The organism is Alkalibacillus flavidus (assembly GCF_040545925.1).
GTDB classification, from domain to species: domain Bacteria; phylum Bacillota; class Bacilli; order Bacillales; family Alkalibacillaceae; genus Alkalibacillus; species Alkalibacillus flavidus.
Genome location: NZ_JBEPMX010000017.1, coordinates 1 through 14,428, shown reverse-complemented (window position 1 = coordinate 14,428; position 14,428 = coordinate 1). Strand labels below are relative to the sequence as shown.

Below are 14,428 nucleotides of genomic sequence, written 5' to 3'. Positions count from 1 at the left end.
TTACAAAGCCAATATGACAAATCAGAAGTTAATTGAATATAAAAAAAGAACTGACATCGTCTGTTGAAACGACATCAGCTCTTCCTGTTTTCCTTCTCTATTCCTGCTCTTACCTGCTACGCTCTACTCTCTTCTGGTAAGTTTGAGTTTTGGGGAGACAACATTCCATCTTCCTTAATCAGTTACTACTCAACCGTCACACTCTTCGCTAAGTTACGTGGTTTATCCACGTCACAATCACGGTGTAGGGCTGCGTAATACGAAATCAATTGCATTGGTAACACAGACACAAGTGGTGCTAATAGTGGATGCACGGTTGGAATGGAGAATGCATCGCCTTCACGGGTTAAGTGCTCTGGGCTGATGACGCACGCATTCGCACCGCGCGCGACTACTTCTTGCACATTGGAACGGATCGAACCGTCAACGTGTTCTTGTGTCGCAAGGGCAATCACTGGTGTGCCGTCTTCAATTAAGGCAATTGTTCCGTGTTTTAACTCGCCACCTGCGAAACCTTCTGCTTGAATGTATGAGATTTCTTTTAGTTTTAACGCGCCTTCTAAACCGACGAAGTAGTCTAAACCACGGCCGATGAAGAAACAATTGCGCGTTGTTGATAAATAATCACGTGCGATTTGATCGAATTCTTCTTTCTGATCGCAAAGAGCTTCCATCGCATTACCGACGATGCCGAGTTCTTTTAATGGATCGAATTCTAGCGTTAGACCTTTTGCACGTGCTGTATCAACAGCTAAGATTGCTAAAACCGCCATCTGTGCTGTGTAAGCTTTCGTCGACGCCACAGCAATCTCTGGTCCTGCGTGTAAATGTAACGTGTAATCTGATTCACGAGAAAGGGTTGATCCTGGCACATTTGTCATCGTGAGTGCCGGGTGACCTAATTGTTTTGTTTCAACGAGTACTGAACGTAAGTCCGCTGTTTCACCACTTTGTGAAATGAACACAAAGAGTGGTTTCTCAGATAATAATGGCATATTGTAAGAGAACTCACTCGCAATGTGTACTTCAGTTGGTACTTGCGCGATTTTCTCTAAAAATTCTTTACCGATTAAACCAGCGTGATAGCTCGTGCCCGCTGCAATAATATAAACGCGATCACAAGCAGCCATCGCTTGGCGGACGTCTTCTTCTAGTTTAATGTCGTCGTTTTCATCTTGGTACTCTTGAATAATTTTACGCATCACGAACGGTTGCTCATCGATTTCTTTTAACATGAAATGCGGGTAAGTGCCCTTTTCGATGTCACTTGCGTCGATTTCCGCTGTAAATGGATCGCGTTCAACAGTCGTACCGTCAAGTTTCTGAATTTCAACCTCATCTTGTTTAACGAGTACTACTTCGCCGTCCATTAATTCAACGAACTGATCTGTTACTTGTAACATCGCCATCGAGTCACTTGCTACCACGTTAAAATCATCGCCTAAACCGACAAGTAATGGACTCTTATTTTTCGCAACGAACACGACATCTGGTTGTTCACGGTCTAAAACAGCTAACGCATAAGACCCGTGTAACAAGCTAATCGTCTTGCGAAAAGCTTGAAGCCTATCGCCTAATTCATTTGTGAATTTCTCAATCAATTGAACAATGATCTCAGTATCTGTTTCGCTCACAAAGTTGACGTCAGCTAAGTAGTCACGTTTCAGTTCTTCAAAGTTTTCGATCACACCATTGTGAACTAACGTGAAACGACCTGACGTGCTTTGGTGAGGGTGAGCGTTAGCCGTACTTGGCTCACCATGTGTTGCCCAACGTGTATGGCCGATCCCGATATTCGCTGATACGGATTCATCAACCTCTTCGCGTAAATTCGCAATACGCCCTTTAACCTTGAATAAATTCATATCCGCTTCATCGCGAACCGCAATACCTGCTGAGTCATACCCACGATACTCTAACTTTTCTAATCCTGTTAATAAAATCTCTTTCGAATCTTCCTGTCCAATATAACCGACAATTCCGCACATACTGTATATCCTCCTGTAGTTGAAAGAGGCAAACCACAGCATCCTTTTCGTAAGGGGCAGTTGTTTGCCCCTTTCTCGTGTATTTTAAGGCATCTTATATGACGTGGTTGTGCATAGAGTCGCCTCTATGTTTTCACGGCATACGTGACAGTTGAGATGCGGCAACTGGGAGGCATCCGCCGAATACTCGATTGAACCTCCACCTCGTCAACTATTTCTTAATAAGCGGTCTAAGAAATAGCCCTGGCGCTTTCTGTTTTTCTCCCCTGCTACGCTCCTTTCTCTCTTTGAATGAAGCCGTGTGCAAACGGCTACCCATTATTTTACTGCTATTACGCTGGCAGGTCAATTATTTGTACGCTTTTTATCGTTTTATCGCATAAATTAGGCATAAGGAATGAATACCATCACCCTTATGCCCTAATATCTTATGCATCTTTTAAGCCATACGTTTCATCAATGATCGTCGCAACTTCAGATACATATTTCTCACAATCTTCTTTCGTCGGCGCTTCGACCATCACACGCACAACTGGTTCTGTACCAGATGGACGGACGAGCACGCGGCCCTTATCGCCAAGTTCTTCTTCCACGCGGTTGATCGCTTCCTGCACCGTTTGATCAATTTGCACTTGCTGTTTATCGATGACACGAATGTTTTGCATCACTTGCGGGAATTTCTCCATTTCGTCCGCTAAGGCTGATAACGGCTGATCCGTTTCGCGCATCGCATTCAATAATTGCAACGCCGTCAGCATACCATCGCCTGTTGTATTATAATCTAGGAAAATAATATGGCCTGACTGCTCGCCACCGAAGTTAAAGTCACGTTCTAACATTTTCTCCATCACGTAACGGTCGCCAACTGATGTTTTTACCGTGTCGATACCGATTTGGTCAAATTGACGATACAAGCCGATATTACTCATCACGGTTGTGACGACAGTGTCTTGTTTTAAACGGCCTTTCTTCTTCAAAAACTGACCGCAAATATACATAATTTTATCGCCATCAATGATATTGCCTTTTTCATCAACGGCAATGAGGCGGTCACCGTCTCCGTCAAAAGCTAAACCTACGTCAGCTTTTTCTTCAATCACGGTTTGACGAAGATTTTCCGGACTTGTTGAACCATAGCCGTCGTTAATATTCGTCCCATCAGGTGACGAACCGATAGATATAATATCGGCTTCTAAGTCAGCAAACAAGTGATTCGCAATCGATGACGTCGCACCGTGCGCACAATCGATTACAATCTTCATACCATCAAAGTCGGTATCAATCGTTTGTTTTAAATGTTGTAAATACTTCTGACCCGCTTCAAAATAATTCATCGGTTGACCGACACCAGCACCAGTCGGTCGTGGAATGTCGTCTGTTTCTTCATCCAATAACGCTTCAATTGCTTGCTCTTGTTCATCGTTCAATTTAAAGCCATTTTCGCTAAAGAATTTAATACCATTATCCTCAACCGGATTGTGTGAAGCTGAAATCATCACACCTGCATGCGCGCCTGATGCTTTCGTTAAATAAGCGACACCGGGGGTTGAGATAACGCCAAGACGCATGACATCAACACCGACAGATAATACCCCAGCAATTAAGGCACTCTCTAGCATCTCGCTAGAAATGCGCGGATCACGGCCGACGAGTAATTTCGCTTTCTCAGATGCACTTTTCGTTAGGTGATAAGCCCCATATCGTCCAAGTTTAAAGGCTAACTCCGGTGTTAATTCTGTATTGGCAATACCACGAACACCGTCAGTACCAAAATATTTTCCCATAATCTTTCCGCTCCTTCACATTATCAATCATGTCTATCAATAAGATGTTTTATTCAACTCTCACTCTAATTCGGCTTTGTTCAGAAGATAATCTGACACCATCAGGCCCTTCAAACTGCACATCGGCGTAAAATTCCCCTTCAACTTGACCTTCCACATCGATCGACACACGAATGTCATCACGCGACAGATTGTTAAGGTCGTTTTCCGTACCAACTAATTGCACGTTAATTTGAGGTTCTTCTGGTTCGATAAACGTTATTTCACGGTCTTCCGCTAAATTATCAACTTCTAATTCAACGTCTTCTAACGTCGTTTCCACAGCCTCTTCGACTTCAATTTCTGCTTCAACTGTTTCTGGCTCGATACGATTAACACCCGACGGAACTGACAAATCAACCTCCAATGTCGTCGATTCAGTTACATCAGACAAATCAACATCGACAGGTTCTAAACGGTCAATCTCATCTAAACGATCTACACTACCATATAACGTCGCTGAAACCGGGTTTAGATCGATGCTTTGTAACACTAACTCTTCGTCTAAATCCCCCGTCGTTTCATAAGTAACAGGATAGCGTTTATCCGTAATCGACACATCTGCTGTCACGTCTACCTCTGACGGTTCAACGAGTACACTCAGTTCATTACCGGCAGCGTCATATACACGAACAGGCGCACCTGTTACTTCGCCATTTTGCGCTAAAGTAGGCAAGTTCACAATGGCTTTAACAATCGCGACTTGATCAATTTCATTTTGTGAGCCTGTAATTTCAATTTCAGCCGGCGATAGTTGTGGCGAACTCGCAAAGACATTGTCCGGATTCAAACCGTCACTTTCCACATAATCTATATCAACCGGAAAACTTGCTGTTGCCCGTTCTTCAATCGTTACATTCGCAACATTCGGCTCAATATAAACCGATAACTGACTCGAAAACCCTTCATGTGTCACATCAACTTGATGTTCACCGGGCCCCAAATCATTTAAATCCACAACGACATCAAAATTTTGCTGCCTAACCGTTTGTGTAATCACGCTGCGCGGTCCTTCAAGCGTCACATCGACCGTATCCGGAACACCGCGGACAACATAATTATCTTCTTCATCTATTTGAACTTGCAGCGGCACATTTTCAACCGTCTGCGTCTCCGTAGAGCCGGACGGTAAGAAAATATCGCTAGAGCGTGATGTATTCGCATCATCAATGGCAACTGTTGTATATAATAAAATGGCTAAAAATAACGACACAATTCTCGTAAACCAAGGACTTCTCAACCAATTATCCATTACGCTTTGCCCTCCAACTCAATGCCTTTGATGATCCGTTTTGTTCGGATGGACTTAAGTCTTGCATTAATAACTGACGTAACCCGTCTTCATCTAATTTGCGATACAATTCGCCATTTTTCGTTGCCGATATATTACCCGTTTCTTCTGAGACAACAATCGTTAGGGCATCTGTGACTTCACTAACCCCCATGGCCGCTCGGTGCCTCGTACCTAATTCTTTTGAAATAAACGGGCTTTCACTTAACGGTAAATAACAAGCGGCAGCGACAATTTGGTTTTCGCTAATGACGACAGCACCGTCGTGTAACGGTGCATTCGGTATGAATATATTTGTCAGCAACTCACTCGTCAATTGACCGTTCACAGGCACACCTGTTTCAACGTATTCACTTAGACCTGTCTCACGTTCAATCGACATTAAAGCACCAATACGACGTTTACTCATGTAATGACACGACTTCACAATCGAATCAATCGCATCATAAACAGCCTTCTCTTCTGATTGTGTATGACGTGAAAAAAAGCTTCCTCGCCCTAATTGCTCTAACGCTCGGCGAATTTCAGGCTGGAAAAGGATGATCACAGCGAGGAACCCCCACGTAATCGCTTGGTAAACGAGCCACTGGACCGTTTTCAACTCTAAAATCGAGCTCAAGAACCATATACCTAAGACGACAAAGATCCCTTTCAGTAACTGAACCGCTTTCGTCCCACGAATGACTGAAAATAATTTATATATAACAAACCATACAAGCGCTATATCAACGACAATCCGTAACACTTGCAGGAAATCAAGCTCTTCCCACGACATGTTGACACTTCCTTCACGCACTATTTTGTCTCTTTTTATTTATTGCCCGAAACAGTCCATATGTAAAACGGATACGTAAAATTGCGAGACACACAATCATCTGTCACTATTATATCACAAATTACTACATCTGAAATGGCTCGGTAACGATTGATTCGCCTCTAGACTGACATTTTTTGCGTAAAAAAAAGAGTTATGCTATCACATAAATCGACAGACATAACTCTTGATTATCATTAGACATGTTTTTCACCATATAATGAAGCGATCATATCAACAGCTACTTCTGCCGTCCGATTCCCTTCATCTAATAACGGATTTACCTCGACGACCTCAGCTGACGTCAACACACCAGCATTATACAACATCGACATCGCTAAATGAGCCTCTCGGTAACTCGGACCTCCAACGACAGGTGTTCCTGTTCCTGGGGTGTGATTTGGGTCAATACCATCGACATCCAAACTTAAATGAACGCCGTCCACTTTCCCGTTTAAGTATTCTAATGCATCATTCATCACCCACGTTATACCGTGCGTTTCAATATCATGCATCGTATAGACACGAATTCCTTGTTCACGAATCACTTGGCGCTCTCCCTCATCAACCGACCGCGCCCCAATGATGATGGTATGTTCAGGCTTTATTTTCGCTTCTTGGCCGTGAATCGACGTTAAACGTTCATGCCCCATACCTAAACTGACACCTAACGACATCCCATGAATATTGCCAGATGGAGATGTCTCACCTCGGTTTAAATCAGCGTGTGCATCAAACCAAATGACACCCAAGTTACTATAAAACTGACTCAATCCAGCAAGTGTTCCAATGGCGATACTATGGTCACCACCCAAAATTAAAGGTACATCACCTTGTTTTTTTAAATCATAAACATAATCCGCAATCATTTCATTAGCTGAAGCGACATGGTCTAGATTGCGCAAATTCGTCTTCGGGTCTACCCCGTTTGTCCGTTTATTAATAACTGGTACATCACCATAATCTTTATAAGCTAGGCCTAAATCATTTAATCGATCAAACAAGCCAGCATAACGAATCGACCCAGGACCAAAGTCAACGCCTTCATTAGGTTGAGCGACCGTTAACGGAGCACCAAGGATTCCTAGTCTATTGTTCATCGTCATTTCCTCCTTCATTTTGCCTCCATTCATTTTATAAGCCAGCACAGAATGGTTCAACTGGACAAAAACGTGAATAAATATGCACGCGCCGGCAGCCTTGCATGAGCATGATTCAGTAATCAACCAGCCCTAAAAAAGTCACTCAATTATGGGTCATAGTCAATCATTTATCATACAGCTTGCTCAATTACGATTTGTAGTCGCACTATTTCGTTCTCAGTCGCTCTTTTGACACACAAAGTCTCTCATTTACGTAGTATGACGCTCAAATCGAGAAGTTAATCAAATTAGTTAAGATCGATTCATAAAATGGCTCCACTTATGTATTGCCAATTATCAGGCTAACCAAATAAAAAAGTTGCTCCCCAACAGAGAACAACTTTAGCTAAGAGATATGGTGGAGCCTAGCGGGATCGAACCGCTGACCTCCTGCGTGCAAAGCAGGCGCTCTCCCAGCTGAGCTAAGGCCCCATATCAATTATTTATTATGTAAAAAATGAGCCATGGTGGATTCGAACCACCGACCCTCTGATTAAAAGTCAGATGCTCTGCCAGCTGAGCTAATGGCTCATAATATGATGGCTGGGCCAGCTGGATTCGAACCAGCGCATGACGGTACCAAAAACCGTTGCCTTACCGCTTGGCTATGGCCCAATAGTGGTGGAGGGGGACGGATTCGAACCGCCGAACTCGGAGAGAGCGGATTTACAGTCCGCCGCGTTTGGCCAACTTCGCTACCCCTCCAAACAATGGTGCCGGCCGAGAGACTCGAACTCCCAACCTACTGATTACAAGTCAGTTGCTCTGCCAGATTGAGCTAGGCCGGCGTTTGAAAAGATGGTGGAGGATGGCGGGCTCGAACCACCGACCCCTTGCTTGTAAGGCAAGTGCTCTCCCAACTGAGCTAATCCTCCGCAGCACATAACGTGCAAAAATATGTAGATGACCCGTACGGGATTCGAACCCGTGTTACCGCCGTGAAAGGGCGGTGTCTTAACCACTTGACCAACGGGCCATGTTGATCACGATCCTTTATCTGAAAAGGACAAGTATTATTATAGCGACTACCTAAAACATTGTAAAGGGAAAAAAGAAATTTTTAACTTTCAGAATTGTACTTACAATACCTCTTCTTACCCACAAACCCAACAATACTATTTTCAAAAACGATTTTTTCTAAAATCTTCTAACCCTGCTCATCACTGAGGTTACGTTCATTTATCTTCACAAAAAATTCATAACTGATTTGACAATATTCACATTTCTTATTAATCTATTAAGCAACGTTAAGTTTATTAATTTTGTTAAATTTAAATTTAACGTTTTACTATTTCAAAAAATGAGGAGGTGACAACCATCACTATTATTACCGTAGAGGGAAAGCGTTTTGATACCGAAGCTATATTATTTGATAAAGACGGCACACTCATTAACTTTTATTCTATATGGGGTGTTTGGGGCGACTTATTAACTAAAGAAATTGCCATTCAGATTCCTGAAACAATTAATTATGACCCCCACCATGCTTGTGAACGTATAGGTCTTGATATAGTGAACCAAACTTGGGATCCAGTCGGTCCGTTAGCAATCGGTAACCCTGATGATTCAGCCACCATACTAACTCATTACTTATATCAACTTGGGATCCCATGGGATGAAGCTGTTACATACCTCACTAAAAGCCTAGAAAACATTGAATCTACTATTGATTGGAAACAATATATTAAACCCATTGATGGATTAATTGAATTTATCAATGAAGCCAATCAACAACAGATCAAAATGGCTGTGGTTACAGCTGATTCCACTCAAAATGCTTTATATCATTTACAGTTACTCGGAATTGATCACTATTTCGATACTGTTATTGGATTTGATTCTGTAACAAAAGGCAAGCCATTTCCGGAAATGGCTTATACAGCTTGTCAACGTTTATTAGTCTCACCACAACAAACAATTTTATTTGGTGATTCTAATGGAGACATGACTTTAGCTAAAAATGCTAAGTTAAAAGCCGGAATTGGAATTGCACAAACGAGTATTGATAACGCTTTCTATTTACGCGATACCGACCTCGTGATCCAAGATTATCGAGGGTGTTATATAAATTAATCAAAAAGGGAGAGAGTTTACATGAAGAAAACCATCATGTTTTTGGTTTTAATGACAACAATGGTCATCATTACAGCTTGTGGGGAATCAGGTTCAAGCGATGAACCGTTACAAGTTTATACTCACAATGATTCTGAAGAGATGGATGCAATGGTAGAAAATATCGAAGAAAATACTGGAGTCCAACTAGACGTGCTGCGTTTATCAAGTGGTGAAGGTTGGAGCCGTATTGAAGCTGAAGCCCCAGAAATTGGTGCTGATATGCAAATCGGTATGCTTCACGGATTCGGTATGAAAGCTGAAGAAGAAGGCTATTTATTACCATATGAATCAGAACAATGGGAAGATGTGCCTGACAAGTTTAAACAAGAAGATGGCGAATGGTATGGTACTTCTTTCTGGTATAACATGATTGCTGTCAATGAAGATATTATCGAAGACAAAGGGCTCGACGTCCCTCAATCTTGGGAGGATTTATTAGACCCTCAATATGAAGGCGAAATTGCACTACCGGATCCAGGTACATCAGGTACAGCATTCTTAATCGTTTCAACAATTATGCAACAAATGGGCGAAGAAGAAGGCTGGGATTACTTTGAACAATTAGATAAAAATGTTGGTCAATATACTAAATCTGGTTCAGCACCTGCCCAATTAGTTGCTCAAGGTGAGTATGCTATTGGGGTATCTTGGGACCAAGCTGTCCTTGACTACATTGATGAGGGCTATCCAATTAAAAGTGTCATGCCTGAAGAAGGTGTAGGTTACAGTTTAGATGTTGCTTGGATCTTCGAAAACACGGATCAACCTGAAAAAGCAAAAGAAGTCATGGACTACTTAGGTTCACAAGACTTCATGGAATTATCTGCTGAGTACCGTTCTATGGTAACTAAGCCTGGCATTACAGATGACTCAAATGTTTCCGACAATTTCATTGATTATGACGCGCAGTGGGATGCGGATAATCGTGATCGTATCATGGAAGAATGGCAGAATAAATTTTCTAACTAATGAAGAGATTGGCCAGCGTCACCACGCGCTGGCCTCTCCATATTTATTGAATAAAGCTGAGGTGATCTAATTGACTACTGAAACAACTAGAACAACGAGGAGTAAGAAACTCGTGTCTGAATTTCGCCAATTTTTGTCTGAACCTTGGTTTGCGATCCTAACGATGATCTTAGCTGCGGCAATTCTGTTGTTTATCGTAATCCCTGTGTTCGCTGTTTTCTTTAAAAGTTTTGGTATAGGATCAGGAGGATTTACATTTGAGTATTACAAAGAATTCTTCGCAAGATCTTATTACCTTAATTCTTTGTTAAATAGCTTAGGAGCTGCGATTATTTCAACCATTGTGGTTGTTTTATTAAGTGTAAGTATCTCATTATATGTTACACGATCAACATCTTTTTTATCTAAGTTCTATCGTGGCGCAGCTTTATTACCACTAGTTGCCCCACCTTTTATCTTTTCATTGTCTTTAATTATATTATTAGGGCGTAATGGTGTCGTCACTTCTCTGCTCAATGATGCCTTTGGGTTAGAATTTAGTATTTACGGATTCTGGGGCGTCGTCTTAGCACAAATACTGGGTTACTTCCCTATTGGCTACATGTTAGTTGAGAGTACGATGCGTAATATGAGCCCTAGTTTAGAGAACGCATCAAGAGACCTTGGTGCAAATCAGTCCAAAACATTAAGAAAGATCACACTACCCCTCTCCCAATCCGGGATTACGAAAGCTGGGTTATTAGTGTTTGTCATGGCTTTGGCTGATTTTTCAAACCCCTTGATTATCGGTGGTGGCGAAACATTTATTGCAGCTGAAGCTTACCTACTCGTTGTAGGACAACAAAACTTAGAACAAGCAGCTGTTCTCGGCGTTTTCCTTATTATACCGAGTTTAATCGTATTTATATTCCAAACTTATGTCATGAAAGATTCAGGATTAGAGACGATCAGTGGCGAGTCAGGCGCAAGTAATGCACCCCTGACTAAGCGGGTTAAATCGGTTGTTATGACGATTAACACATTGTTTGTGTCTTTTATCGTACTCATGTTCATTATGGTCGTTCTTGGAGCATTTGTGAAAATCATTGGTATTGATAATAGCTTTACACTAGAGCACTTCCAAAGTCGAAACGGCTGGGACTCGTTATACACCAGTATAATCGTATCGTTCTTAGCGGCTATCTTAGCGGCCACAATTGGAATGCTGCAAGGTTATCTATTTGCGCGAAAACCGATTCCAGGAAAAAAAGCATTAGAATTCTTAACCTTGTTTGGTCTAGCAGTCCCAGGTACAGTTATGGGTATTGGTTATGTACTTATATTCAACGGCTCTCCTTTTTTCTTAACAGGTACCGTACTATTAATCGTCCTTAACATGACGTTCAGAAAAATTGGTGTTGGTCTTGAAGCTAGTATTAGTAAAATGCACCAAATTGATTCATCCATGGAAGAAGCATCGAACGACCTAGGTGCAGGACCATATCGTACATTCGGTAAAGTCGTTGTTCCTCTATTAAGTCCAGCGTTCATAGCAGGATTTGTTTATACATTTATGACAGCGATGGTATCGATCAGTTCTGTTATCTTTTTAATTGCACCAGGAACAAACTTAGCAGCTGTTCACATATTAAATCTAGCTGAACAAGCTCAAATTGGTATGGCCTCCGCCATGTCATTTGTGTTAATTGTTATTGTTTTATCTTGTATGGGACTACTTAAGTATATTGAGAAAAAAACAGGGGTCAGCATATAGAACACAGTTTAATTAAGGAGTGAAATAACTTGAGCGGACAAGAACAGTTTTTACAATTAAGCCACCTCTATAAGTTTTTTGATGATGTTACAGCAGTTAATGACATCTCTATTGATATTGAACAAGGTGAACTTATTTCATTTATCGGGCCTAGTGGTTGTGGTAAGACAACATTATTAAGAATGATTGGTGGCTTTCATAATCAAGATAAAGGCTCGATCACCCTTGATAACCAATCAATTGATCATTTACCTCCTGAAAACCGCCCAACAGGAATGGTATTTCAAAACTATGCTCTATTCCCACATATGTCTGTTTATAAAAATGTGGAGTATGGTCTTAAAATTGAAAAAGTACCAAAACAAGAACGTGATAGTCGTATTAAAGAAGCTTTAAAACAAGTACAATTAGAAGGCTATGAAAATAGACAGCCTAGTGAATTAAGTGGTGGGCAACAACAACGAGTAGCAATAGCCCGTTGTTTGGTACTTCAACCTAAAGTGTTACTACTTGATGAACCTTTATCTAATTTAGACGCTAACTTACGTATGATTATGCGGGAAGAAATTCGGCGGTTAAAAGATGAATTAAACTTAACGATTATTTTCGTCACTCATGATCAGGAAGAAGCATTGAGTATTTCAGATCGTGTCATCGTTTTGAAAGATGGAACCGCGCAACAACTCGATCGACCAGATAACATCTATAATGAACCAAGCAATGAATTTGTTGCCAACTTTGTCGGTCACGCTAATATTTTGGAAGGAAAGATTACAATCGAAAATGAACAATCCTATTTCGTTACCCCTTCTTTCCAATTCCGAATAGTGCATCCGAATAACATAGATCATGACCAACAATTAAAAGCAGTCATTCGTCCTGAAAAAATTAAGATCAACCCAAATGGTGACTTTGAAGGGGTCGTTAATCGAATTATATATAACGGCAATTTCACACGTTATTTCGTATTAATCAATGATACTGAGATAATTGTTGACGATTTTAATGCACATGGTTTGGGAGAGTATAAGCGTAACGATTCCATTACAATCAGTTTCCCTGAAACTCCCCATTTCATCCATAAGGAGGTATAAACACGAAATTGTTTAAAATGACTATGATCATTTTAGCTATGAGCTTATTATTTAACAGTACTCTACTCACAGCAGAAACAACTAATCAGCATTCGTATGATACGAACCTAGACATTGTTGCATATAATGCCTATTTAATGTCTAGCGCTATAGAGCCTAATTAGGGCCAAGACCAACGAGCTAACTTGATAAGTGAAGCGGATTTTATGAAGAATCAAGACATAGTGGTACTCAACGAATTGTTTAATAACAATGCTTCAGATCAATTATTAAACCAATTAAGTAACCAGTACCCTTATCAAACACCCATATTAGGTAGCACGACAAACAACTGGGATGAAACACGTGGTAGCTACTCTTATATCACACCAGAAAGTGGTGGTGTATCAGTCTTAAGTAAGTGGCCAATTGAAGAAAAGATACAGCATGTTTTTGATGATGCATGCGGACCGGAAAGCTTAAGTAATAAAGGATTTGTTTACACAAAAATTCTAAAAAATGACGACCCTTATCATGTGATTGGAACACATCTTCAATCTACTGATTCTAATTGTTCGGAGGGTGAGCCAGAAGAAGTAAGAACGGCTCAAATGCAAGAAATAAAAGACTTTATCGAATCTAAAAATATTCCTGAATCAGAAATGCTTATTATTAGTGGAGACTTAAACGTCAAGAAAAGCTCTGAAGAATACAATTCAATGATCAATCAATTAAATGTAAAAGAACCAACTTACACAGGGTTTGGTGCCACATGGGACCCAGAAAGTAATTCGATTGCTGAATATAATTATCCTGAATTAGACTCACAATTTCTAGATTATATATTCACGTCAAATAATCATGCACAACCGAACTCTTTAACTGTAGAAGCTAAAAATATTAAATCACCATTATGGTCTGTGTCTTCTTGGGGAACAACTTATGAATATAATGATTACTCTGATCATTATCCAGTCTTCGGTTCAATTCAAAATAATTAAAAGTATTAAAGTCAGCCTATTCAAATTAATAGGTTGACTTTTTTCTCTACTATAATGAAACCAATACAAAAAAAGAACACCGATTAAGTGCCCTCATAAGTTTACATATCTATATTGGATTGGAGCTTCCAAGCGGACTCGAACCGCTGACCCCTTCCTTACCATGGAAGTGCTCTACCGGCTGAGCTATGGAAGCGCATAGAAAATAAAAAAATGGCTCCAGCGGCAGGATTCGAACCTGCGACCAATCGGTTAACAGCCGATTGCTCTACCTCTGAGCTACGCTGGAATATAATGAAGTATTATTAAGCTAATTGTCATTATAACAAACATAATCTTATTTGCAACTAATAAGAAAAATGAGTTGCCCGGCGGCGTCCTACTCTCGCAGGGGAAGAACCCCAACTACCATCGGCGCTAGAGAGCTTAACTGCTGTGTTCGGCATGGGAACAGGTGTG

General features: G+C 40.9%; 9 protein-coding genes, 9 tRNA genes, 1 rRNA gene and 1 pseudogene. 5 read left to right on the top strand and 15 right to left on the bottom strand.

The window, feature by feature from the left end; all coding sequences use genetic code 11:
- Window positions 1-185 precede the first annotated feature (185 nt).
- The 12 genes from glmS to ABID56_RS12330 form a co-directional block, all read right to left on the bottom strand.
- On the bottom strand, window positions 186-1,988 hold the full coding sequence (glmS, locus tag ABID56_RS12385; protein ID WP_354221675.1) for a glutamine--fructose-6-phosphate transaminase (isomerizing): 1,803 nt from the start codon (window positions 1,986-1,988) through the stop codon (window positions 186-188).
- A gap of 428 nt (window positions 1,989-2,416) precedes the next feature.
- Entirely contained in the window at window positions 2,417-3,772 is a 1,356-nt protein-coding gene (gene glmM / locus ABID56_RS12380; protein ID WP_354221673.1) for a phosphoglucosamine mutase, read from the bottom strand.
- A gap of 49 nt (window positions 3,773-3,821) precedes the next feature.
- Window positions 3,822-5,063, bottom strand: a complete 1,242-nt coding sequence (locus ABID56_RS12375) for a CdaR family protein (RefSeq protein ID WP_354221671.1) — start codon at window positions 5,061-5,063, stop codon at window positions 3,822-3,824.
- Window positions 5,056-5,877, bottom strand: coding sequence for a diadenylate cyclase CdaA (gene cdaA, locus ABID56_RS12370; protein WP_354221669.1), 822 nt, complete (start codon window positions 5,875-5,877; stop codon window positions 5,056-5,058). Before cdaA ends, ABID56_RS12375 begins: the two co-directional genes overlap by 8 nt.
- Before the next feature lie 236 nt (window positions 5,878-6,113).
- The gene (gene rocF / locus ABID56_RS12365; RefSeq protein WP_354221667.1) at window positions 6,114-7,016 is read right to left on the bottom strand and encodes an arginase; all 903 of its coding nucleotides are present in this window, start codon (window positions 7,014-7,016) and stop codon (window positions 6,114-6,116) included.
- 398 nt (window positions 7,017-7,414) lie between these two features.
- A tRNA-Ala gene (locus tag ABID56_RS12360) sits at window positions 7,415-7,490 on the bottom strand.
- 26 nt (window positions 7,491-7,516) lie between these two features.
- A tRNA-Lys gene (locus ABID56_RS12355) sits at window positions 7,517-7,589 on the bottom strand.
- 9 nt (window positions 7,590-7,598) lie between these two features.
- A tRNA-Gln gene (locus ABID56_RS12350) sits at window positions 7,599-7,673 on the bottom strand.
- Window positions 7,674-7,677: 4 nt separating this feature from the next.
- Window positions 7,678-7,763, bottom strand: a tRNA-Tyr gene (locus tag ABID56_RS12345).
- 6 nt (window positions 7,764-7,769) lie between these two features.
- Window positions 7,770-7,846, bottom strand: a tRNA-Thr gene (locus ABID56_RS12340).
- Between the two features lie 11 nt (window positions 7,847-7,857).
- Window positions 7,858-7,933: transfer RNA gene (locus tag ABID56_RS12335), tRNA-Val, on the bottom strand.
- Between the two features lie 29 nt (window positions 7,934-7,962).
- Window positions 7,963-8,034, bottom strand: a tRNA-Glu gene (locus ABID56_RS12330).
- A gap of 332 nt (window positions 8,035-8,366) precedes the next feature.
- On the opposite strand from ABID56_RS12330, the gene ABID56_RS12325 reads away from it, so the two are divergent.
- The 5 genes and pseudogenes from ABID56_RS12325 (at window position 8,367) to sph (ending at window position 13,969) form a co-directional block, all read left to right on the top strand.
- Entirely contained in the window at window positions 8,367-9,131 is a 765-nt protein-coding gene (locus ABID56_RS12325) for an HAD family hydrolase (protein ID WP_354221665.1), read from the top strand.
- 21 nt (window positions 9,132-9,152) lie between these two features.
- A complete protein-coding gene (locus ABID56_RS12320) occupies window positions 9,153-10,142 on the top strand; it encodes an ABC transporter substrate-binding protein (protein WP_354221663.1) in 990 nt (329 codons plus the stop codon).
- A 112-nt stretch (window positions 10,143-10,254) separates the two neighbouring features.
- Window positions 10,255-11,895 (top strand): ABC transporter permease, encoded by a 1,641-nt coding sequence (locus ABID56_RS12315; RefSeq protein ID WP_354221661.1) that lies wholly within the window; start codon window positions 10,255-10,257, stop codon window positions 11,893-11,895.
- A 29-nt stretch (window positions 11,896-11,924) separates the two neighbouring features.
- Window positions 11,925-12,989 (top strand): ABC transporter ATP-binding protein, encoded by a 1,065-nt coding sequence (locus ABID56_RS12310; protein WP_354221659.1) that lies wholly within the window; start codon window positions 11,925-11,927, stop codon window positions 12,987-12,989.
- A pseudogene (gene sph, locus ABID56_RS12305) lies at window positions 12,986-13,969 on the top strand (sphingomyelin phosphodiesterase). The gene ABID56_RS12310 and the pseudogene sph overlap by 4 nt, the downstream one beginning before the upstream one ends.
- A gap of 120 nt (window positions 13,970-14,089) precedes the next feature.
- On the opposite strand, the gene ABID56_RS12300 reads toward sph, so the two are convergent.
- From ABID56_RS12300 to rrf, 3 genes are all read right to left on the bottom strand, one after another.
- Window positions 14,090-14,165 (bottom strand) — tRNA-Thr (locus ABID56_RS12300).
- A gap of 18 nt (window positions 14,166-14,183) precedes the next feature.
- Window positions 14,184-14,258 (bottom strand) — tRNA-Asn (locus ABID56_RS12295).
- Between the two features lie 77 nt (window positions 14,259-14,335).
- Window positions 14,336-14,428 (bottom strand): 5S ribosomal RNA (gene rrf, locus ABID56_RS12290); the annotation flags it as partial.